This is a genomic window from Curtobacterium sp. PhB136 (genome assembly GCF_004346855.1).
Lineage (GTDB): Bacteria > Actinomycetota > Actinomycetes > Actinomycetales > Microbacteriaceae > Curtobacterium.
Genome location: NZ_SMGH01000007.1, coordinates 1 through 21,134 on the forward strand (window position 1 = coordinate 1; position 21,134 = coordinate 21,134).

General features: G+C 70.8%; 17 protein-coding genes. 8 read left to right on the top strand and 9 right to left on the bottom strand.

What is annotated here, in order from left to right; all coding sequences use genetic code 11:
* Nucleotides 1-90 precede the first annotated feature (90 nt).
* Nucleotides 91-1,059, bottom strand: coding sequence for a beta-ketoacyl-ACP synthase 3 (locus EDF27_RS12055; RefSeq protein ID WP_123653280.1), 969 nt, complete (start codon nt 1,057-1,059; stop codon nt 91-93).
* Between the two features lie 138 nt (nt 1,060-1,197).
* Entirely contained in the window at nt 1,198-1,590 is a 393-nt protein-coding gene (locus EDF27_RS12060) for a ChaB family protein (protein ID WP_132049013.1), read from the bottom strand.
* Nucleotides 1,591-1,699: 109 nt separating this feature from the next.
* Between EDF27_RS12060 and EDF27_RS12065 the strand changes: the two genes are divergently transcribed.
* Entirely contained in the window at nt 1,700-2,671 is a 972-nt protein-coding gene (locus tag EDF27_RS12065; RefSeq protein ID WP_132049015.1) for an aldo/keto reductase, read from the top strand.
* Nucleotides 2,672-2,848: 177 nt separating this feature from the next.
* Here EDF27_RS12065 and EDF27_RS12070 read toward each other — a convergent pair whose 3' ends face one another.
* From EDF27_RS12070 to zapE, 3 genes are all read right to left on the bottom strand, one after another.
* Complete coding sequence (locus EDF27_RS12070) at nt 2,849-3,499, bottom strand: tyrosine-protein phosphatase (RefSeq protein WP_132049017.1); 651 nt, start codon at nt 3,497-3,499, stop codon at nt 2,849-2,851.
* A gap of 282 nt (nt 3,500-3,781) precedes the next feature.
* Nucleotides 3,782-5,056: an ammonium transporter gene (locus EDF27_RS12075; protein WP_123653276.1), complete on the bottom strand. Its 1,275-nt coding sequence runs from the start codon at nt 5,054-5,056 to the stop codon at nt 3,782-3,784.
* 406 nt (nt 5,057-5,462) lie between these two features.
* A complete protein-coding gene (gene zapE, locus EDF27_RS12080; RefSeq protein WP_279433189.1) occupies nt 5,463-6,485 on the bottom strand; it encodes a cell division protein ZapE in 1,023 nt (340 codons plus the stop codon).
* Nucleotides 6,486-6,616: 131 nt separating this feature from the next.
* On the opposite strand from zapE, the gene EDF27_RS12085 reads away from it, so the two are divergent.
* The gene (locus tag EDF27_RS12085; RefSeq protein WP_132049019.1) at nt 6,617-7,543 is read left to right on the top strand and encodes a sulfurtransferase; all 927 of its coding nucleotides are present in this window, start codon (nt 6,617-6,619) and stop codon (nt 7,541-7,543) included.
* A complete protein-coding gene (locus EDF27_RS12090) occupies nt 7,540-8,016 on the top strand; it encodes a SufE family protein (RefSeq protein ID WP_123703823.1) in 477 nt (158 codons plus the stop codon). Before EDF27_RS12085 ends, EDF27_RS12090 begins: the two co-directional genes overlap by 4 nt.
* Before the next feature lie 69 nt (nt 8,017-8,085).
* Here EDF27_RS12090 and EDF27_RS12095 read toward each other — a convergent pair whose 3' ends face one another.
* On the bottom strand, nt 8,086-9,309 hold the full coding sequence (locus EDF27_RS12095; RefSeq protein WP_165931474.1) for an alpha/beta fold hydrolase: 1,224 nt from the start codon (nt 9,307-9,309) through the stop codon (nt 8,086-8,088).
* 23 nt (nt 9,310-9,332) lie between these two features.
* On the opposite strand from EDF27_RS12095, the gene EDF27_RS12100 reads away from it, so the two are divergent.
* From EDF27_RS12100 to EDF27_RS12120, 5 genes are all read left to right on the top strand, one after another.
* Complete coding sequence (locus tag EDF27_RS12100; protein WP_123653272.1) at nt 9,333-9,947, top strand: DUF3000 domain-containing protein; 615 nt, start codon at nt 9,333-9,335, stop codon at nt 9,945-9,947.
* Nucleotides 9,940-11,190 carry an HRDC domain-containing protein gene (locus tag EDF27_RS12105; RefSeq protein WP_243698331.1) on the top strand — a complete coding sequence of 417 codons (1,251 nt, stop codon included), beginning with the start codon at nt 9,940-9,942 and terminating at the stop codon, nt 11,188-11,190. Before EDF27_RS12100 ends, EDF27_RS12105 begins: the two co-directional genes overlap by 8 nt.
* Nucleotides 11,191-11,323: 133 nt before the next feature.
* A complete protein-coding gene (locus EDF27_RS12110) occupies nt 11,324-12,535 on the top strand; it encodes a thiolase family protein (RefSeq protein WP_123703827.1) in 1,212 nt (403 codons plus the stop codon).
* 2 nt (nt 12,536-12,537) lie between these two features.
* The gene (locus EDF27_RS12115) at nt 12,538-14,676 is read left to right on the top strand and encodes a 3-hydroxyacyl-CoA dehydrogenase NAD-binding domain-containing protein (protein ID WP_132049023.1); all 2,139 of its coding nucleotides are present in this window, start codon (nt 12,538-12,540) and stop codon (nt 14,674-14,676) included.
* A gap of 102 nt (nt 14,677-14,778) precedes the next feature.
* Nucleotides 14,779-15,129: a hypothetical protein gene (locus tag EDF27_RS12120; RefSeq protein WP_123703831.1), complete on the top strand. Its 351-nt coding sequence runs from the start codon at nt 14,779-14,781 to the stop codon at nt 15,127-15,129.
* A gap of 163 nt (nt 15,130-15,292) precedes the next feature.
* Here the strand turns inward: EDF27_RS12120 and dxs are convergent, their stop codons facing one another.
* From dxs to EDF27_RS12135, 3 genes are all read right to left on the bottom strand, one after another.
* Nucleotides 15,293-17,278, bottom strand: coding sequence for a 1-deoxy-D-xylulose-5-phosphate synthase (gene dxs / locus EDF27_RS12125; protein WP_132049025.1), 1,986 nt, complete (start codon nt 17,276-17,278; stop codon nt 15,293-15,295).
* Between the two features lie 131 nt (nt 17,279-17,409).
* Nucleotides 17,410-20,226 (bottom strand): aconitate hydratase AcnA, encoded by a 2,817-nt coding sequence (gene acnA / locus EDF27_RS12130; protein WP_132049027.1) that lies wholly within the window; start codon nt 20,224-20,226, stop codon nt 17,410-17,412.
* A gap of 128 nt (nt 20,227-20,354) precedes the next feature.
* Nucleotides 20,355-21,125 (bottom strand): DUF3159 domain-containing protein, encoded by a 771-nt coding sequence (locus tag EDF27_RS12135; RefSeq protein ID WP_243698332.1) that lies wholly within the window; start codon nt 21,123-21,125, stop codon nt 20,355-20,357.
* Nucleotides 21,126-21,134: the final 9 nt, after the last annotated feature.

The window sequence follows — 21,134 nt, forward strand, 5'->3', positions numbered from 1 at the left end:
CCTCCGGTGACGACGTGGTGTGTGGTAACTCACATCGTCCCGGAGGTCTTCACTTACGTCACCCGTTCACAACGTCCCGGGGAACTACAGCTAGAACGCCCGGACCGGCGTCGTCACGACCTGCCCGGCGTGGGCGAACCCACCGCCGAACCCGAACAGCAACGCAGGGACCCCCTCGGGCAGGTCGCCCCGCGCCCAGGCCTTGGACAGGCCGAGCGGAACGCTGGCCGCCGAGGTGTTGCCCGACTCCACGACGTCCCGGATCACGAACTTGGACTCCCCGCCGAGCGCCGCGACGAGGGGCTCGATGATCCGCAGGTTCGCCTGGTGGAACGCGAACACCTGGATGTCGTCCATGGTCAGCCCGGCGGCCTCGACGACTCGACGGGCGTGTCCCTCGGCTTCCGTGATCGCCCAGCGGTAGATCGAACGGCCCTCCTGCGAGAACCGCTCGGGGTCTCCGTCGACCACCACGGCGCGCTCGAGGTGCGGCACGCTTCCCCACGAGACCGGCCCGATCTCGGGGGCCGCCGACACGCCGAGCACGGCTGCGCCCGCACCGTCCCCGACCAGGACGCACGTGGAGCGGTCGGTCCAGTCGACGATCCCGGAGAGCAGCTCCGACCCGATGACGAGCGCGGTGTCGGCCGAACCGGTGCGGATCGCCTGGTCGGCGAGGGCCATCGCGTACTCGAAGCCGCTGCACGCGGTGTTGATGTCGATCGGCGCGGGGCCGTTCGTCATCCCGAGCGCTGCCGCGACCCGGCCTGCCGTGTAGGGCGCCCGGTCGCGGTGCGTGGTCGAGGCCACGATCACCAGGTCGACGTCCGACGGCGACTTGCCCGCGTCGGCGAGGGCTGCGGCGCCCGCCGCGGTTGCCATCGACGTCACGGTGTCGTCGGGCCCCGCGATGTGTCGCGAGGAGATGCCGGTGCGGGTGACGATCCACTCGTCGTTCGTGTCGACCATCGTCGAGAGCTCGTCGTTGGTCAGGATGCGGGAGGGCTGGTGGTGCCCGAACCCGAGGATCCGGCTGCCGCGGAGTGCTGGGATGTCCATCCGCCGCACGTTACTCCGCCCGCTGACCCGCCCATGCTCGAACCGGAATACAGCAGCGCACACACGTCGCGGCCGCACGACAGCCCGCGCCCGTCACGGCCACACGACCGCCCGCGCCCGTCACGACCGCACGACAGCTCATCGACGCGACTTCGCGCTCTCCCGCTTGTTCGCCTTCTTGATCGCGTCGACGAGCTCGTCCTTCTTCATCGACGACCGCCCGCTGATGTCGAGCTTCTTCGCGACGTCCATCAGGTGCGCCTTCGAGGCGTTCGCGTCGACGCCCTCCTCCGTCGTGCCCGATCCACGCGATCCCGCGGCCCCGGAGTCCGACGGCCCGGAGGACTCCTTCTCCTCCCAGTGGTCGCCGACCTTCTCGTACTCGTGCTTGACGGCTGCGTACGCGGTGCGGTGCGCACGTTCGCCGTCGCCGTACTCCTCCTCGGCGGAGTCGAGGGCGGCGACGAAGATCTCCTGCGCGTGCTTCGGCGACCGCTGCAGGGTGCTCGGGATCTCGTCCTTGGCAGGCATGAGGTGCTCCTTCCTGAGACGACCGGCGTGGGCAGGACACCCTCCGGTTCCCCATCACCGGTACTCGCAGGGCCTGGCAGGACTCCGAGCCGCGCGGTAGACACGACCCATGGACTACACACATCTCGGACGGACAGGGCTGTCGGTCTCGCGAGCAGTGCTCGGCACGATGAACTTCGGGCCGGAGACCAGCGAAGACGACTCCCACGCGATCATGGACCGGGCCCACGAGCTCGGCGTGAACTTCTTCGACACCGCGAACGGCTACGGCGGCTCGGTGGGCAAGGGTGCCACCGAGGAGATCATCGGCCGCTGGTTCGCGAAGGGCGGCGGCCGTCGCGAGAAGACGGTCCTCGCCACGAAGGTCTACGGCGAGATGATCGACTGGCCGAACGGTGGGAAGCTCTCCGCGTACAACATCCGTCAGTCGCTGGACGCCAGCCTCCGACGCCTGCAGACCGACCACATCGACCTCTACCAGATGCACCACGTCGACCGCGACACCCCCTGGGACGAGATCTGGCAGGCAATGGAACTCGCTGTGCAGCAGGGCAAGGTGCTCTACGTCGGTTCGTCGAACTTCGCCGGCTGGCACATCGCGCAGGCCCAGGAAGCCGCGAAGCACCGCAACTTCCTCGGCCTCGTCAGCGAGCAGTCGATCTACAACCTCGTCGTCCGCGACGTCGAGCGCGAGGTCCTGCCCGCAGCCCGCCACTACGGTCTGGGTGTCATCCCGTGGTCGCCGCTGCAGGGCGGCCTCCTCGGCGGCATCATCGAGAAGACCGAGCAGGGCTCGCGCCGTCTGTCCGGCCGCAGCGCCGAGTACGTCGAGGGTCACCGCGACCAGCTGACCGGGTACGAGGCCTTCGCGAAGGAGCTCGGCCACACCCCGGGCGAGCTCGCTCTCGCGTGGCTGCTGCACCAGCCGGGCGTCACCGCACCCATCACCGGACCCCGCACGATGGAGCAGTGGGAGTCCGCGGTCCGCGCCGTCGACATCCGGCTCGACGACGCCGCGCTCGCGCGCCTCGACGAGCTGTTCCCGGGCCACAAGACCTCACCTGAGGACTACGCCTGGTGAGCTAGGGACAACGGCCTGGAGGCCCGGTGCGCGTCGGACGCGCACCGGGCCTCCCGTCGTGTGGTCGCGTCCACAGCACGTGGTGCGGACCGGCAGGACACGTCGCGCGGGCGCGCGGGGCGCGTCGCGCGGGCGCGCGGGGCACGTCGCGCGGGCCGGTGGCGTAGGTCCCGCTGTTCAGAGCGCGCCGATCTCCGCGTCCGTCAGGCCGATCCAGCCCATGTAGCCCTCGACGCTCCCCCAGCGCGCCTCCACGTGCGCGATCACCGTCGTCATGATCTCCGGCACGCACCGTTGCGCGACCGCGGTCGCATCGAGGTCCGTACTCACGGCACGCTCGCGGGCGAACCGCTCCGCCAGCCCGTCCGCACTCGCCGCGTAGTCGTCCCCGACGAGGGCCGTCGACGCGCCCCAGTGCCGGGCGAGCAGCGCGCTGATCACCCCGGTGCGGTCCTTGCCGGCGGAGCAGCAGACGAGCACGTCCCCCTCGGTCTCGGCGATCGCCCGGAGCGCGGCGGCGATCCCGCCCCGGTGCCGGGTGAGCCAGTCGACGTACTGCTCCTCGAGCTGCACCGCTGCCGCGCCGGCCTCGGTCTTCGACGGGTCGAACAGGGGCACTCCGCGGTACCCGTCCGCGCTGCCGAGCGGGTGTGGGACCCGTTCGATCTCGTCGTCCCGGCGGAGGTCGACCACCCCGTCCAGCGCCGGGTAGGCCGAAGGGGGAACGGACTCCTCCGTGTTCGCGCGGTACACGGTGCGGGGTCGGCCGTCCTGCAGTCCGGGTCCCCCGACCGGGCGCAGGTTGGTCAGCATCGACGTCGTCGTCATGCTCCCACCCTGCCACGGCCGGGAGCGACGGCGCTCCCGGACCGCTTCGATGCGGCCGACCCGCGACGACGAGAACGTTGTCGTACGACAGCGACCCCGTCGTTCGTTGCACGCGCGGACATCCGCGGACGGGCGCAAGCGACAGCGTGGGTGTCGTACGACAGCGACCCTGTCGTTCCGCGTCGACCCAGCCGCACACACACCCCGCACACACACGAAGTCACAAACACGACGAAGGCCCCCGCGCGCACGCGGGGGCCTTCGTCGATCAGGGGGCAGCAGCTACCGGACGCCGACCGGCGTCTCGTCGCGGTCCTCGTAGAGGACGTAGCCCTCTTCGCCGTGGACCGCGGTGTCGATGCCGGCGACCTCGTCCTCGGTGGTGACGCGGAAGCCCATCGTCTTCTCGATGATCCAGCCGATGATGAAGGCCAGCACGAAGGAGTACGCACCGACCGCACCGGCGGCGGCGGCCTGCTTGCCGAGCTGCGCGAACGAGCCCGAGTAGATCAGGCCGGTGTCGTTGGCGAAGAAGCCGAGGTACAGCGTGCCGACGATGCCGCCGACCAGGTGGACACCGACGACGTCGAGCGAGTCGTCGAAGCCGAGGCGGTACTTCCAGTCGATCGCGAAGCAGCAGATGATGCCGGCCATGAAGCCGAGCAGGATGCCCCAGCCCGGGGTGAGGTTGGCACATGCCGGGGTGATCGCGACGAGGCCGGTGACGGCGCCCGATGCGGCACCGATGGAGGTGGCCTTGCCGTCCTTGAGCTTCTCGACGAGGAGCCAGCCGAGGATGGCGGCGGCCGGGGCGGCGAGGGTGTTCACCCAGGCGATCGCGGCGATGCCGTCAGCAGCACCCTCGGACCCGGCGTTGAAGCCGAACCAGCCGAACCAGAGGATCGCGGCACCGAGGAGGACGAAGGGCGGGTTGTGCGGCTTGTGGGCGCCCTTGGCGAACCCGACGCGCTTGCCGAGGACGATCGCCAGTGCGAGGCCCGCTGCACCGGCGTTGATGTGCACCGCGGTGCCGCCGGCGAAGTCGATCACGCCCCAGGTGGCTGCCCAACCGGAGGTGAGGTTGAAGACCCACGAGGCGACGGGGAAGTAGACGACCGTGACCCAGACGCCGGCGAAGACCATCCAGGCGCCGAACTTGGCGCGGTCGGCGATGGCGCCGGAGATGAGGGCGACCGTGATGATCGCGAAGGTCGCCTGGAAGCCGACGAACGCCATCGACGGGTACGCGGCGTTGATCGTGGAGGCCTTGGCCTCCTCGAACGCCTGGCCGAGGCCGATCTGGTTCCAGTCGATGCTGAAGAAGCCGACGGCGCCGGAGACGGCCGTCCCGTCGCCGTGGTTGGCGAAGGCGATGGCGTAGCCGTAGACGACCCAGAGGACGCTCACCAGCGCGATCGCCCCGAAGGACATCATCATCATGCTGATGACGGACTTGGCCTTCACCAGTCCGCCGTAGAAGAACGCCAGGCCGGGTGTCATGAACAACACCAGGGCTGCCATCACCAACACGAAGGTCGTGTTGCCTTGATCAAGCATGTCTCACCTCTCGATTGCAGTGCGGTCACCACGTCGGCGGTGCTTGCTGTGCATCGGGGCACCGACGTGTCCGCCTCGGGTAGGACAGAGTCTGGCGAGGTGACGTTTCGTGAGGGAGCACGATGTGTTTCGCGGGTGTAACGCGACGGGCCGCTTTGTAAACGTCGTGTTTCCGGAGCCTCGCGGGCCCCTGGACGGGGGCCAGGAGTTCCCGCAGTCCGTCCGGACGGTGCCCGACACGCGTCGCACAACGGTCACGAGGTGGCCCGACGCCCGGGCGCCCCGCACGATCGACCCCGGACGGGAGGCGCGACACCGGCCCGGCAGGACCGGGCGCGATCCGCGATCGACCCCGGACGGGAGGCGCGACACCGGCCCGGCAGGACCGGCCCGGACCGCGGTCGACTCAGTCCGGGACGCGGGTGAGGGCGACCACGCGGCTCGCAGCGCGCAGGTACTTCTTCCGGTACCCGCCGTCGAGCATCGTGGCGGGGTAGACCTCGTCGAGCGGAGTGCCGGACGCGATGATCCGGACCTGCGCGTCGTACAGCCGGTCCACGAGCGCGACCCAGCGCAGCGCGTCGGTCTGGTCCGTGAACGGAGCGACGTCGGTGAGCCCGACCGCGTCGAGCCCGTCGACGAGCGCGACGTACTTCGACGGGTGCACGGACGCGAGGTGCGCGACGACGGACCGGAAGTCGTCGAGCGTGACCGCGCCGGACCCCGGCAACGACGCCGAGACGTCCGACACCACCGCTGCCGACTCGTCGACGGCACGGCGGCGGTAGTCGAGCCCGTCGATCCGCATGGTCTCGAACCGGTCGGACATCGCCTGGATCTCGCGGAGGAAGTCCTGCGCCGCGAAGCGCCCTTCGCCGAGGGCCCCCGGCGGGGTGTTCGACGTGGCGGCGAACCGGGTGCCCGTGTCGCTGAGCTCCTTGATGAGCCGCGTCATCATCATCGTGTCGCCCGGGTCGTCCAGCTCGAACTCGTCGATGCAGACCAGGGCGGTCCCGCGGAGCAGGTCGACGGTCCCCTGGAACCCGAGCGCCCCGACGAGCGCGGTGTACTCGATGAACGTGCCGAAGGTCTTGCGCCCGGGCTCCGCGTGGTACGCCGCGGCGAGCAGGTGGGTCTTGCCGACGCCGAACCCGCCGTCCAGGTAGACGCCGGACTTCCCGGCGGAGGCGGACGACCCCGCCGCGGCACCGGCCGAACGCTTCCGTCCGAACAGCCCGCGCTTCACGGGCTCCGGCCGCGTCGCCACGAACGCCGACACCGCGTCGCGCACCGCGGCCTGGGACGGGTAGTCCGCGTCCGGCCGGTACGAGTCGAAGGACGCCTCGGTGAACTGGGGCGGCGGCACCAGCGACGCGGCCATCTGCTGGGGGGAAACCTGCGGGTCGCGGTCGACGAGGTGCTGGGGCAAGGGGCCGCCTTCCGGGAAGCGTGTCGTGGGGTGTCACGTTGCATCGGGCAGACGGTACGTCCGCGTACCGTTGCTCCCGACGCCGAGCACCGATCCTAGTCCGGCGCCACGACCCACAAGGAGGCACCTCGATGACCGCACCGGTCGACCCGTCCGACAAGTTCCGCGCCTACGCCCACCCCGAGCGACTCGTCTCGACCGAGTGGCTGCAGGAACAGCTGGACGCCGCACGAGCCGGAGCTGGCAGCGGGGCGAGCGACCTCGTGGTCGTCGAGTCCGACGAGGACGTCCTCCTCTACGAGACCGGACACATCCCCGGCGCCGTGAAGATCGACTGGCACACGGACCTCAACGACCCGGTGCAGCGCGACTACATCGACGGGGAGGCCTTCGCCGCCCTGGTCGGCGGCAAGGGCATCGGCCGCGACACCACCGTCGTGATCTACGGCGACAAGAACAACTGGTGGGCCGCGTACGCCCTCTGGGTCTTCACGCTCTTCGGTCACGAGGACGTCCGGCTCCTCGACGGCGGCCGCGCGAAGTGGATCGCCGAGGACCGCGCCCTGACGACCGACCGCACCGAGGTCACCCCGGTCGAGTACCCGGTCGTCGAGCGCACCGACACCCTCGTCCGCGCCTTCAAGGAGGACGTGCTCGACCACCTCGGCAAGCCCCTCATCGACGTGCGGAGCGCCCCGGAGTACAGCGGCGACCGCACGACGGCGCCGGACTACCCGGAAGAGGGCGCCCTCCGCGGCGGCCACATCCCGACCGCGGTGAACATCCCGTGGGCGACGGCGGCCGCCCCCGACGGCACCTTCAAGTCCCGCGCGGAACTCGACGCCGTGTACCGGGACGGCGCCGGCATCGGTGACGCGGACGAGGTCATCGCCTACTGCCGCATCGGCGAGCGGTCGAGCCACACCTGGTTCGTGCTCCAGCACCTGCTCGGCTACGAGAACGTGCGGAACTACGACGGCTCCTGGACCGAGTGGGGCAGCGCCGTCCGCGTCCCCATCGTGCAGGGATCAGAGCCGGGTACGCTGCCGAACCGATGAGCGACACGACCTCCCAGCACGACGCGACGACCCTCCCCCGAGCCCTCGCGGAGATCCGCGACGACTTCCTCGAGCTGTCCCAGGCCGACCGCTTGCAGCTGCTCCTCGAGTTCTCGAACGAGCTCCCGGCGCTGCCGGAGCGGCTCCGTGGACACGAGGACGAACTCGAACGCGTCGAGGAGTGCCAGTCCCCCGTCTTCATCACGGTGACGCTCGGCGCGGACGGCGACGCCCCGGACGTGGTCCGGATGCACGCAACGGCCCCGCGCGAGGCGCCGACCACCCGCGGCTTCGCCTCGATCCTGGCGCAGGGCCTCTCCGGTCTGACCGCCGACCAGGTGCTCGCGGTGCCGTCCGACTACCCGCTGACGCTCGGCCTGTCCGAGGCGGTCAGCCCCCTGCGGATCCGCGGAATGGTCGGCATGCTCGGTCGCGTGCAGCGACAGGTGCACGCGCTGGTGGCGGTGCGGTAGACGCACCGGCAGATCGACGGGAGGCCCGGTGCCAGCTGGCACCGGGCCTCCCGTCGGTCGTGTGGTGGACTACCGGGCCCCGGCCCGGTCCTGCGGCCGGACCACCTCGGTGAGCCACGCGAGGATCCGGGCGTCGAACCAGTCGGCGTCGTGGTTCCAGAGCTTGGTGTGGCGGGCGCCGTGCGCGACCTCGAGCCGGACGAGGTCCGGGCGGGCGGCCGCCAGGTCGTGCGACGCGGCGGACGGGACGAACCCGTCGTCGTCGCTGTGCAGGAGCAGGATCGGCACGTCGAGCTCGTCGGCGCGGGCGACCATGTCGAGCTCGCGGAGGTCGACGGGCCGGTGCAGGCCGGCGAACCGGTGGAGCACCGGGGTGCGGAGGACGCGCTGGGCGACCTTCCGGACGATCTTCGGCAGCTTCAGCGCCTGCCCCTGGGACTTCAGCACCGCGTGCCAGTCGACCACGGGCGACTCCAGCACCACGCCGTCGACGAGGCGGGCCGAGGCCGAGCGCAGCAGCGTCTGCAGCACCACCGCGCCGCCCATCGACCAGCCCATCAGCACGACGCTCGTCGCGCCCTGGCCGTCGACCCAGCGGAGTGCGGCGTCCACGTCTTCCCACTCGGTCGAGCCGAGCCCGTAGCGGCCATCGACGCTCTTCGGTGCGACGCCGTCGTTCCGCCACGAGGCGAGGAGCACGGAGTAGCCGGCGGCACGGAACACCGGGACGGCGCGGATGGTCTCCGCCCGGGTGACGCCGCGGCCGTGGACGAGGACGGCCCACGGGGCTGCCGGGTCGTCGGCGCGGACGACCCACGCGGGTGCCGGACCGTTCGGGGTCGGGACGTCGACGTCCTCGACCGGGACGTCGAGTTCGCCGGGCGTCAGGTAGAACCAGCCACCCCAACGGCCACGGCGGGCGTTCGTCGGGTCGCCGGCGTCGACCGCGATGATGCGTCGCGTGACGGTCGTCGCGGTGGTGCCGATCACGTCGCCGACGCGCATGTGGCCCGTGCCGCTGCCGAACCAGAGGCTGTAGCGGCCCTGCAGCTCGGTGTCCGGCGACCGCTCGAGCGTGACCGTGCCGCGGCCGGTGTCGACGGCGACGATCGGGACGCGCTCGGTGCGCTTGCGGTCCGGTGTGACGACCATCCGGGCGATCGCGGCGACGAAGCCACCGATCACCGCGGTGCCGACCGCGGCGGCCGCGATCCCGGTGCCGAGGGCGACGAGTCCGGCGGAGCGTGCGGTGTCCTGCACCGGCTCACCGGCGGGTCGCGCGGAACGGGACATGGTCCGGAGCCTAGTCTGCATTCGTGTCCGAAACCCGAGAGCCCGACGCCTTCGCGCAGCTCCGCGCGTTCGTCGCGGCGGGCGGGACCCGCGCCGAGACGACGGTCACCGAGATCCCGTCCCCGAGCCGCATGGCACCCTTCTCGATCGCCCTCGCGGCGGACGTGTCGGGTGTGGAGCACGGGGTCGACTCGGACCTGGGGACCGGCCGGTTCATCGCCCTGTACGACCCCGCCGAGCCCGAGGGCTGGCACGGGGCGTTCCGCATCGTGACCTTCGCGCAGGCGCCGCTCGAACCCGAGATCGGGGTCGACGAGTTCGTCGCCGACGTCACGTGGAGCTGGCTCGTGGACGCGCTCGACGCGCACGGCGCCGAGTACGACCACGCTTCGGGCACCGCAACCAAGATCATCTCCCGCGGCTACGGCGAACTCGCCGCCCAGGGCGACGGCGCACAGCTGGAGCTCCGGGCGTCGTGGACGCCGCGCGTCGTCGACCTGGACGGCGCCGGTCTCGGCGCCGCCGACCTCGTCGCGCACGTCGAGGCGTGGGAGGAGATCGTCGCCATGCTCGCAGGACTGCCGCCGTCGTCGGACGGTGTGACGCTCCTCGGCCCGAGGAGGCTCGCCCGTGACTGATGCCCTGACTGTTCCGTTCGAAGAAGGGCACGACGCGGTCAAGGTGATCGAGTCGCGCGACGACTACCTCGAGGCCGTCGCGGCGATCGCCGCCGGACACGGCCCCGTCGCCGTCGACGCCGAGCGCGCCAGCGGCTACCGGTACTCACAGCGCGCCTACCTGATCCAGGTGTTCCGGCGCGACGCCGGCGCCTTCCTGTTCGACCCGATCGCGATCGGCTCGTTCCAGGAGCTGCAGGACGCGATCGTCGACGAGGAGTGGCTCTTCCACGCCGCGTCGCAGGACCTCCCCTGCCTCCGCGAGGTCGGGCTCGTCCCCACCCGCATCTTCGACACCGAGCTCGGCGCGCGGATCGCCGGGTTCCCCCGCGTGGGCCTCGGCGCCGTCGTCGAGCAGCTCCTCGGGATCACACTCGCGAAGGCGCACTCCGCGGCGGACTGGTCGACCCGGCCGCTGCCGCAGTCCTGGCTCGTCTACGCCGCGCTCGACGTCGAGCTGCTGCCGGACCTCCGCGACGCCCTCGCCGCCGTGCTCGACGAGGCCGGCAAGACCGAGATCGCCCGGCAGGAGTTCGACGCCGTGCTGCACCGCGCCCCGAAGCCCGCTCGTGCCGAGCCCTGGCGTCGCCTCTCCGGGATGCACGCGCTCCGCGGCACCCGTGCGCTCGCGATCGCCCGGTCGCTGTGGACCGCGCGGGACGCCTTCGCGCAGGAGACCGACATCGCTCCGGGTCGGATCATCCCGGACTCGGCCATCGTCGCCGCTGCCGCCGCCGCTCCGGAGTCCCGCAAGGACCTCGCCGCGGTGAAGGCGTTCACGGGCCGGGCCAGCCGGTCCGAGCTCGACCGCTGGTGGGCCGCCGTCGACGAGGGCCGGACCACCGAGGACCTGCCGCGCCTCCGGGGCAAGGGCGAGCCGACGCTGCCGCCACCCCGCGCGTGGGCGGACCGGAACCCCGCCGCCGACCGTCGGTACAAGGCCGCACGAGCCGCGGTCACGACACGCGCCGAGGAGCTCGACATCCCGCTGGAGAACCTCCTCACGCCGGACACGCTCCGGACCATCTCGTGGGAGCCCCCGGCGACCGTGTCGGACGAGTCCGTGGCGGCGGCGCTCGTCGCGCTCGACGCCCGGCCCTGGCAGGTCGAGGCGACCGCGTCCCTCATCGCATCCGCCTTCACCGCGCCCGCCGTTGTCGCTGCTGCACAGGACTCCTCCGCGGAGGACCCGGCGGTCTCGTAGGAACCGACCAACCGAGGTGCTGCCGCCCAGGCGCGGGGCATAGCGTCGGGAGGGACGTCGGGGTACGCCCCGACACAGGGCCAGGGCGGACCGATCGCCCGGCTCGATCGATGTGGATCTGTGGAGGCCAGCTTTGCCAAAGGCATCAGACGTCGTCTTCGTCGACGGCGTGCGGACACCGTTCGGACGTGCCGGGGAGAAGGGGGTGTTCTGGCGGACCCGCGCCGACGACCTCGCCGTGCACGCGATGCGTGGCCTGCTCGACCGGAACAGTTCGCTCGACGGTGCCGCGGTCGATGACGTCGCGGTGGCGGCCACCACCCAGCAGGGCGACCAGGGCCTCACCCTCGGCCGCACCGTCGGGATGCTCGCCGGCCTGCCGAAGTCCGTCCCCGGGTACGCCATCGACCGGATGTGCGCCGGCGCCATGACGAGCGTGACGACCCTCGCGGGTGCGATCGCGTTCGGCGCGGCCGACATCGCCATCGCCGGTGGCGTCGAGCACATGGGCCGCCACCCGATGGGCTTCAACGCCGACCCGAACCCGCGCTTCGTCGCGGAGCGCATGGTCGCTCCCGACGCGCTCGTGATGGGCAACACCGCCGAGCGCCTGCACGACCGTTTCCCCGCGATCACGAAGGACCGCACCGACGCCTTCGCCGTGCAGTCCCAGCAGCGGTACGCCGCCGCCTGGGGCGCCGGCAAGCTGCAGCCGGACGTCGTCCCGGTCGAGGTCAACACCGGAGCAGGCTGGGACATCGTGTCGGCCGACGAGCCGCCGCGTCCCGGCACCACCCTGGAGGCCCTGGCCGCGTTGAAGACGCCGTTCCGCCCCCACGGACGGGTCACCGCCGGCAACGCCGCCGGACTCAACGACGGCGCGACGATGAGCCTTCTGGCGTCGTCGGCCGGCGCGGCGGAGCACGGCCTGCCGACGAAGATGCGCATGGTCTCGTTCGCCTTCGCCGGCGTCGAGCCCGAGGTGATGGGCGTGGGCCCGGTGCCCGCCACGGACAAGGCACTGTCGAAGGCCGGCCTGTCGATCGACGACATCGGCCTGTTCGAGATCAACGAGGCGTTCGCCGTGCAGGTGCTCGCCTTCCTGGACAACTACGGCATCGCGCAGGACTCCCCGAACGTCAACGCCTGGGGCGGTGCGATCGCCGTCGGCCACCCGCTGGCCTCGAGTGGCGTCCGCCTGATGAACCAGCTCGCGGCGCAGTTCGCCGAACGGCCCGACGTCAAGTACGGCATCACCACGATGTGCATCGGCCTGGGCCAGGGCGGCACCGTCATCTGGGAGAACCCCTCGTACAGCAAGTCCGCGGCTCGGAAGGCGGCCTGACCATGACCCTCGTCGACAACGACCAGCTGCTCGCGCTCTCCGAGGACGAGGTCGTCACCCACTCCTACGTCAAGCACGTCGCGCTGCCCTCCGGCGGCACCCTCGCGCTCATCACGCTCGACAACGGCAAGGACTACAAGCGCCCCTCGACCCTCGGCCCGCGCACGCTCATCGAGCTCTCCGGGGTGCTCGACACCCTGGGGACCGAAGCGGCGAACGGCACCGTCCAGGCCGTCGCGGTCACCGGCAAGGAGTACTGCTTCGCCGCCGGGGCCGACCTGTCCCAGGCTGCGTCCGTGCCGTCGCGCGAGGTCGCCCACGACCTGGCGGCCCTCGGGCACGCGACGCTCCGGAAGTTCAGCGACCTGGGTGTCCCGTCGTTCGCGTTCATCAACGGGATCGCGCTCGGCGGCGGCCTCGAGATCGGGCTGCACTGCGACTACCGGGTGTTCTCGTCCGCCGCGCAGGGCATCGGGCTGCCCGAGGTCTTCCTCGGCATCATCCCCGGCTGGGGTGGTGCGACCCTGCTCCCCCGCCTCATCGGCCCGGAGAAGGCGCTCCGGGTCATCGTCGAGAACCCGCTCAAGAACAACCGTCTGATGGACGGCGCGGCAGCGGTCGAGCTGGGCATCGGCGACGCACTCATCCCCTCGGTGACGTTCCTGCCGTCCGCGGTCGCGTGGGCCGACGGCGTCGTGGCCGGACGCACCAAGGTCGTCCGGAAGAACGAGCCCGGCATGCTCGAGAAGGCCGCGTGGGGCACGGTCGTCAAGGTCGCCCGCTCACAGGTCGCATCGAAGATCGGCACCGTCCCGAAGTCGCCGTTCCGTGCGCTCGACCTGGTGGCGGCCGCGAAGTCGGGCTCCCTCGACGAGCGGTTCGCGGGTGAGGACGACGCACTCGCCGACCTGCTGTCCGGCGACCAGTTCGCGGCGTCGATGTACGCATTCGACCTCGTGCAGAAGCGCGCGAAGCGTCCGGTCGGTGCACCGGAGGGCGTCGAGGGGAAGAAGATCACGAAGGTCGGCGTGCTCGGCGCGGGGCTGATGGCGTCGCAGTTCGCGCTGCTGTTCGCCCGTCGGCTCGGCGTCCCGGTCGTCATCACCGACGTGGACCAGGCCCGCGTCGATGCCGGTGTCGCGCGCATCCACGGTGAGGTCGCGAAGCTGCTCGAGAAGGGCCGCGTGTCTCCGGACGACGCGAACCGCATCACCGCACTGGTCAGTGGCTCGGTGTCGTACGACGCCTTCGCCGACGCCGACTGGGTCATCGAGGCCGTGTTCGAGGAGATGTCCGTCAAGCAGTCGGTCCTCGCGGCCATCGAGAAGGTGATCGCGCCGGACGCGATCCTCGCGACGAACACCTCGTCGTTGTCCGTGGGAGCGATGGCGAGCGTGCTCGAGCACCCGTCACGACTCGTCGGGTTCCACTTCTTCAACCCGGTCGCCGTGATGCCCCTCGTCGAGGTCGTCCGTGCCGCCGAGACCTCCGACGAGGCCGTCGCCACGGCACTGTCCGTCGCGAAGACCCTGAAGAAGACGGCGATCGTGACCGCCGACCAGCCGGGCTTCGTCGTGAACCGGGTCCTCGCCCGCGTGCTCGGCGAGGCGATGCGCGGCGTCGAGGAGGGCACCCCGTTCGACGTCGTCGCCGCCGGCGCACAGCCCCTCGGGCTGCCGATGTCCCCGTTCGAGCTGCTCGAGCTCGTCGGCCTCCCGGTCGGCGCGCACGTGCTCGACTCGCACCACGCCGCATGGCCGGAGCGCTTCTACCCCGGCGACGGGCTGAAGAAGATCGCCGAGTTCGGGCACATCCTGACGCGCGACAAGAAGGGCAACGCGACCGGGTACGACCCCGCTGCCGTGAAGCTCGTCGCACCGTCGCGCCGCGATGCCTCCCCGGTCGACGCGGCCGCGATGCAGCGGCGCTTCGAGGACGCCCTCGCGGACGAACTGCACCGGATGCTCGGGGACGGCGTCGTCGAGCACGTGGAGGAGATCGACCTCGGGCTGATCCTCGGCGCGGGCTACCCGTTCCAGGCCGGTGGCATCAGCCCGTACCTCGACCGCTCCGGAGCCTCGGAACGCGTCTTCGGCGGCACGTTCCACGACCCGGCGATCGTCGGCCCCGCCTCCCGCTGATCACTACACCCGGTCACGGACACAGCACCACGGATCCCCGTGGTGCTGTGTCCGTTCCGCGGTGCGGTGCGGCCTGTTCCGGTCCGGGCGTAGATTCGAGCCATGCAGGACTGGTGGGCGCCGAAGACGACCGGTGGGCCGTCCGTCGTGCTCCCGCTCCCGCTCACCGAGGTCCCGGCCACACTCCGACGCGCGATCGACGCCGTCCCGGGTGCTGCCGCGATGGAGATCCGGGCGGACGGCGCGGTGATTGGCCGCCGGACGTCCTTCGCCCTCCGTGCCGAGAACATCGTCGTGGCGTTCGAGCGCATCGACGCGGGGTCGAGCCGCGTGCGCATCATCCGCGAGGGCCGCGACGGCCTCGACTCCGGCAGGGTCCTGTTCGTGAGCCCGATGGCGCGGGCCGTCCTCCGCGAGGCACGCGCCGCCGCCACTCTGCCGCCGCCGTCCTGACGCGCCCCGCAGCCCCCGCGCGGCCGCAGCCGCAGCCGCGGGCGCTGCCGCTGGCGCGGGCGCGGGCGGCGCTGGCGCGGACTGGCGTCGCACAACCGAAACCGCCTCGCACCACGGACGTCCGTGGTTCGAGGCGGTTTCGGTTGTGCGGCGCCGAACCGCGCTAGCGCTCGGACGACGACGGCGACGCGGACGACGACGCGGACGACCCCGCGCCCGCCGACCCCGCGGACGACCGCGCCCGCGCGGGCTTCGCCTGCGGCAACTTCGTCCCCACCACCTGGTCGATGACGTCGCGCGCGATCGTCTGCGCCGTGAGCCCCACGTCGGTGAGGATCTGGGAGCGCGTCGCGTGGTCGATGAACTCGTCCGGCAGCCCGAGCTCGTTCACCCCGGTGTCGACGCCCGCCGCGCGCAGGTCCTGCCGCAGCCGCGTCCCGACGCCGCCGACGCGCACGCCGTCCTCGACCGTGATCACGAGCCGGTGCGACCGCGACAGCTCGATGAGCGACGCCGGGATCGGCACCACCCACCGCGGGTCGACGACGGTGACGCCGATCCCCTGCGACTCGAGCAGCGCCGCCGCCTCGAGCGCGACGGGCACCATGGACCCGACGGCCACGATCAGCACGTCCTCGTCGGACGAGTCCGACTCGTGCAGCACGTCGACGCCGTCCGACAGGCGCCGGAGCGCGGGGATGTCCGGCCCGACCTGCCCCTTCGACCACCGGAGCACGGTGGGCGCGTCGTCGATCGCCACGGCTTCGCGGAACTCCTCCCGCAGCGTGGGAGCGTCACGGGGCGCGGCGATCCGGATGCCCGGCACGACCTGCAGCAGTGCGAGGTCCCACATGCCGTGGTGCGAGGGGCCGTCGGGACCGGTGACCCCGGCACGGTCGAGCACGAACGTCACGCCGGCGCGGTGCAGCGCCACGTCCATCAGTACCTGGTCGAACGCCCGGTTGATGAACGTGGCGTACAGCGCGACGACGGGGTGCAGTCCCCCGTAGGCGAGTCCGGCGGCGGTGGTCACGGCATGCTGCTCCGCGATGCCGACGTCGTAGACGCGCTCGGGGTGCTGCTGCTGGAACAGGTGCAGCCCGGTCGGCCGGAGCATCGCAGCCGTGATCGCGACGATCCTGGGGTCCTCGTCGCCGAGCTCCGCCAGCGAGTTCGCGAACACCGAGGTCCACGACGGGCCCGAGGCGGTCTCGAGCGACTCCCCGGTCTCGGGGTCGATGTGCCCGACGGCGTGGAACTGGTCCGCCTGGTCGCGGAGCGCCGGCTCGAAGCCGTGGCCCTTCTCCGTGATGGCGTGCACGATGACCGGCGCGCCGTAGGCCTTGGCCTGCCGGAGCGCGGCTTCCATCGCCTGCTGGTCGTGGCCGTTCACCGGCCCGATGTACTTGACGTCGAGGTTCGAGTACAGCGCCTCGTTGTTCGTGAACCGGGACAGGAACCCGTGCATCCCGCCGCGCATCCCCCGGTAGACGGCCCGGCCGGGTGCGCCGAACCGTGCGGCGACCGCCTGCGTCTTCTCGAACAGGGCGCGGTACTCGCGGCGCGTCCGCACCGAGTTGAGGTACCGGGCCATCCCGCCGATCGTCGGGGCGTACGAGCGCCCGTTGTCGTTGACGACGATCACGAGGCGACGGTCGTTGTCGTCGGAGATGTTGTTGAGCGCCTCCCACGTCATCCCGCCGGTGAGTGCGCCGTCGCCGACGACCGCGACGACGGTGCGTCCGGACTGGCCGGTCTGCCGGAAGGCCCGGGAGATCCCGTCCGCCCAGGACAGCGACGAGGACGCGTGCGAGGACTCGACGATGTCGTGCTCGGACTCGCTCCGCTGCGGGTACCCGGCGATGCCGCCCCGCTCCCGCAGGTGCGTGAAGTCCTGCCGCCCGGTGACGAGCTTGTGCACGTACGACTGGTGCCCGGTGTCGAAGACGAACGGGTCGTTCGGGGAGTCGAACACCCGGTGCATCGCGAGCGTCAGCTCGACGACGCCGAGGTTGGGCCCGAGGTGCCCGCCGGTCTTGGCGACCTCCGCGACGAGGAACCGCCGGATCTCCGCGGACAGTTCCGTCATCTGCGCGTCACTGAGACGCTTCAGGTCGCGCGGCGACGTGATGCTGGCGAGCAAGCTCACGGGCGCTCCTTCCATGCTGCGAATGCCCCACTCTATGCGCGTGACCAGCAGACGGACTGGAGGCCCGTGGCGGGTTCGCCACGGGCCTCCAGTCCGATCCGGTCAGCGTCATCAGACCGTGGTCACCTTGCTCACACGAGCGAGCGGAGCACGTACTGCAGGATGCCGCCGTTGCGGTAGTAGTCCGCTTCACCGGGGGTGTCGATGCGGACCACCGCGTCGAACTCGACGGGCTGCTTGCCCTCGGGCGAGTGCTCGCTCGGCGTCGCGGTGACGTGCACCGTCTTCGGGGTCCGGCCCTCGTTGAGCTCGGTCAGCCCGGAGATCGAGACGACCTCGGTGCCGTCGAGCCCGAGGGACTCGATCGACTCGCCGACCGGGAACTGCAGCGGGACGACGCCCATGCCGATGAGGTTCGAGCGGTGGATGCGCTCGAAGCTCTCGGTGATGACGGCCTTCACGCCGAGCAGGTTCGTGCCCTTGGCCGCCCAGTCGCGCGACGACCCGGAGCCGTACTCCTTGCCGCCGAAGACGACCAGCGGGATGCCCTGCTCCTGGTAGTGCTGCGAGGCGTCGTAGATGAACGACTGCTCGCCGTCGGGCGTCGTGAAGTCACGGGTGTAGCCGCCCTCCACGCCGTCGAGGAGCTGGTTGCGCAGGCGGATGTTCGCGAACGTGCCGCGGATCATGACCTCGTGGTTCCCGCGACGCGAGCCGTAGGAGTTGAAGTCCTTGCGGTCGACGCCGTGCTCGGCGAGGTACTTGCCCGCCGGGCTGTCGGCCTTGATCGAACCGGCCGGCGAGATGTGGTCGGTCGTGACCGAGTCACCGAGCTTCGCGAGCACACGGGCGCCGGAGATGTCCGAGACCGCGTCCGGGGTCATCGTCATGCCCTCGAAGTACGGGGGCTTCCGGACGTACGTCGACTCGGCGTCCCACTCGAAGGTGTCGCCCGTCGGGGTCGGCAGGTTCTTCCACCGGTCGTCACCCTCGAACACGGAGCCGTACTCGTGGGTGAACATCTCGGTGTCGATGGACTCGTCGATGACCTGCTGGACCTCTGCCGCGTCGGGCCAGATGTCGGCGAGGAAGACGTCGTTGCCGTCCGAGTCCTTGCCGAGGGCGTCCTTGTCGAAGTCGAAGTGCATCGACCCGGCGAGGGCGTACGCGATGACCAGGGGCGGGGACGCCAGGTAGTTCATCTTCACGTCGGGGTTGATGCGCCCCTCGAAGTTGCGGTTGCCGGAGAGCACCGCGGTGACGGCGAGGTCGTTGTCCTGCACGGCCTGCGAGATCTCCTCGGGCAGCGGGCCCGAGTTGCCGATGCAGGTGGTGCAGCCGTAGCCCACCGTGTAGAAGCCGAGCTGCTCGAGGTAGGTCGTGAGGCCGGCCTTCTCGTAGTAGTCCGTGACGACCTTCGAGCCCGGTGCGAGCGTGGTCTTGACCCACGGCTTCGCGGTCAGGCCCTTGTTCGCGGCGTTCCGGGCGAGGATGCCGGCGGCCATCATGACCGACGGGTTCGACGTGTTCGTGCACGAGGTGATCGCGGCGATCGCCACGGCGCCGTGGTCGATGGTGAACGGGTCGGCCCCGTCCATCAGGACCTTCGTCGGCTGCGAGGCGGTCGACGGGGCGCTCGACACGTACACGTGGTCGTGCGTCTTCGTGTCCTCGTTCGTCGAGCCGGCGGCGATCGGGTCGGAGGCCGGGAAGGTCTCCTCCACCGCGTCGTCCAGGTCGGTCTGCGCCGACGGCACCGTGTAGTTGTTCAGGTCGACCTCGAACTGGTCCTTCGCCTTCGACAGCTCGATGCGGTCCTGCGGACGCTTCGGGCCGGAGATCGACGGGACGACCGTGGAGAGGTCGAGCTCCATGTACTCGGAGTAGTTCGGTTCGACGGAGGCGTCGTGCCAGAGACCCTGGGCCTTGGAGTAGGACTCGACCAGGGCGATCTGCGCTTCGTCGCGGCCGGTCAGGCGGAGGTAGTCGAGCGTGACGTCGTCGACCGGGAAGATCGCGGCGGTGGAGCCGAACTCCGGCGACATGTTGCCGATGGTGGCGCGGTTCGCGAGCGGGACGGCGCTGACGCCCTCTCCGTAGAACTCGACGAACTTGCCGACGACGCCGTGCTTGCGGAGTTCCTGCGTGATGGTGAGCACCACGTCGGTCGCGGTCACGCCGGCCGGGATCTCACCGGAGAGCTTGAAGCCGACGACCTTCGGGATGAGCATCGACACCGGCTGGCCGAGCATCGCTGCCTCGGCCTCGATGCCGCCGACGCCCCAGCCGAGCACGCCGAGCCCGTTCACCATGGTGGTGTGCGAGTCGGTGCCGACGAGGGTGTCCGGGTAGGCGTAGGTCTCGCCGTCGAAGTCACGCGTGTAGGTGACCTTCGCCAGGTACTCGATGTTGACCTGGTGGACGATGCCGGTTCCCGGCGGGACGACCTTGAAGTCCTCGAACGCGGTCTGGCCCCAACGGAGGAACTGGTAGCGCTCCCCGTTCCGCTCGTACTCGAGGTCGGTGTTGCGCTGGAGCGCGTCCGTGCTGCCGAAGAGGTCGGCGATGACGGAGTGGTCGATGACCATCTCGGCCGGCGACAGCGGGTTGATCTTGTTCGGGTCTCCGCCGATGTCGGCCATCGCCTCGCGCATGGTGGCGAGGTCGACGATGCACGGGACACCGGTGAAGTCCTGCATGACCACGCGGGCCGGGGAGAACTGGATCTCGGTGTCCGGGTCGGCCTCGGGCCGCCAGGAGCCGAGCGAGCGGATCTGGTCCGCCGTGACGTTCTTGCCGTCCTCGGTGCGGAGGAGGTTCTCGAGCAGCACCTTGAGGCTGTACGGGAGCTTCTCGTGGCCGGGGACCGAGTCGATCCGGTGGATCGCGTAGTCGACACCCCCAACCGACAGTGTGTCCTTCGAGCCGAAGCTATTGACTGCAGCCACCGTGCCGCCTCCCTACTGATCGGTTTGCCCTCATCTTCGCGGGCCGCGGATCGTCCCACCAGCAAGGCAAACCTAAACCCGCCGGCTGTGGTGCGCCCGGCGGGAGATGTCTTGATGTCGAGATAACTCTACACCGCGCGGGCGTCGTCCTCGTCGCGCTTGAAGACCGTGCGGACCAGGAGCCACGTCACCCAGAGCAGTGCCGCGTACAGCGGGACGCCGGTGATGAGCTTGATGCCGGCGAGGAGTTCGACCTGCGCCGTGAGGTAGAGCGGGATCTCGATGACCAGGCGGAGCGCGAAGAGGCCCACCCACATCCACGTGGCCACGGTGAGGACCCGGCGCTTCGCGGGGTCGGCCCGCCAGTCCATCGGGCCGCCGTCCTCACCCTGGGCCAGCAGCCCGACGATGAGCCCGATGAGCGGACGACGGATCGCCAGGGTCACGAGGAGCCCGAGGAGGCAGACCAGGTTGATCACGATGCCCGGGATGAAGTTGCTCTCCGCCTTGCCCGTGATGAGCGCGAGGCCCGCCGAGATCGCCACGCCGAGGATGCCGGCGAAGGACATCGCGAGCGACTGGCGCTGCAGCAGTCGGAGCACGACGAACACGAGTCCGACGACCACGGGGATCACGACGCTCGGTACGAGTTCCTTCGTGACCGCGTACACGATCAGGAACGCGAACCCGGGCAGGACCGACTCGGCGAGGCCGCGGGCACCGCCGATCGCGGTCACGAGGGCCTTGCCCGACGGGGCTTCCCCTGGTGCCACCTGGCCGATGCCGGCATTGCGGACGGCGTCGCGGAGCTGCGCGTTCAGCGAGAGCGGCTGCTCCCGCTCGTCCGCGAAGCGGTCGTCCGCGACACGATCGTCACGGTCGTCGTCCTGCTCGGGCACCGGCACACC

What these genes read in the sequence shown, in the direction of transcription:
- EDF27_RS12055 (WP_123653280.1), bottom strand. Translation starts at nt 1,059, where the DNA reads ATGGACATCCCAGCACTCCGCGGCAGCCGGATCCTCGGGTTCGGGCAC.
- EDF27_RS12060 (WP_132049013.1), bottom strand. Translation starts at nt 1,590, where the DNA reads ATGCCTGCCAAGGACGAGATCCCGAGCACCCTGCAGCGGTCGCCGAAG.
- EDF27_RS12065 (WP_132049015.1), top strand. Translation starts at nt 1,700, where the DNA reads ATGGACTACACACATCTCGGACGGACAGGGCTGTCGGTCTCGCGAGCA.
- EDF27_RS12070 (WP_132049017.1), bottom strand. Translation starts at nt 3,499, where the DNA reads ATGACGACGACGTCGATGCTGACCAACCTGCGCCCGGTCGGGGGACCC.
- EDF27_RS12075 (WP_123653276.1), bottom strand. Translation starts at nt 5,056, where the DNA reads ATGCTTGATCAAGGCAACACGACCTTCGTGTTGGTGATGGCAGCCCTG.
- EDF27_RS12085 (WP_132049019.1), top strand. Translation starts at nt 6,617, where the DNA reads ATGACCGCACCGGTCGACCCGTCCGACAAGTTCCGCGCCTACGCCCAC.
- EDF27_RS12090 (WP_123703823.1), top strand. Translation starts at nt 7,540, where the DNA reads ATGAGCGACACGACCTCCCAGCACGACGCGACGACCCTCCCCCGAGCC.
- EDF27_RS12095 (WP_165931474.1), bottom strand. Translation starts at nt 9,309, where the DNA reads ATGTCCCGTTCCGCGCGACCCGCCGGTGAGCCGGTGCAGGACACCGCA.
- EDF27_RS12115 (WP_132049023.1), top strand. Translation starts at nt 12,538, where the DNA reads ATGACCCTCGTCGACAACGACCAGCTGCTCGCGCTCTCCGAGGACGAG.
- EDF27_RS12120 (WP_123703831.1), top strand. Translation starts at nt 14,779, where the DNA reads ATGCAGGACTGGTGGGCGCCGAAGACGACCGGTGGGCCGTCCGTCGTG.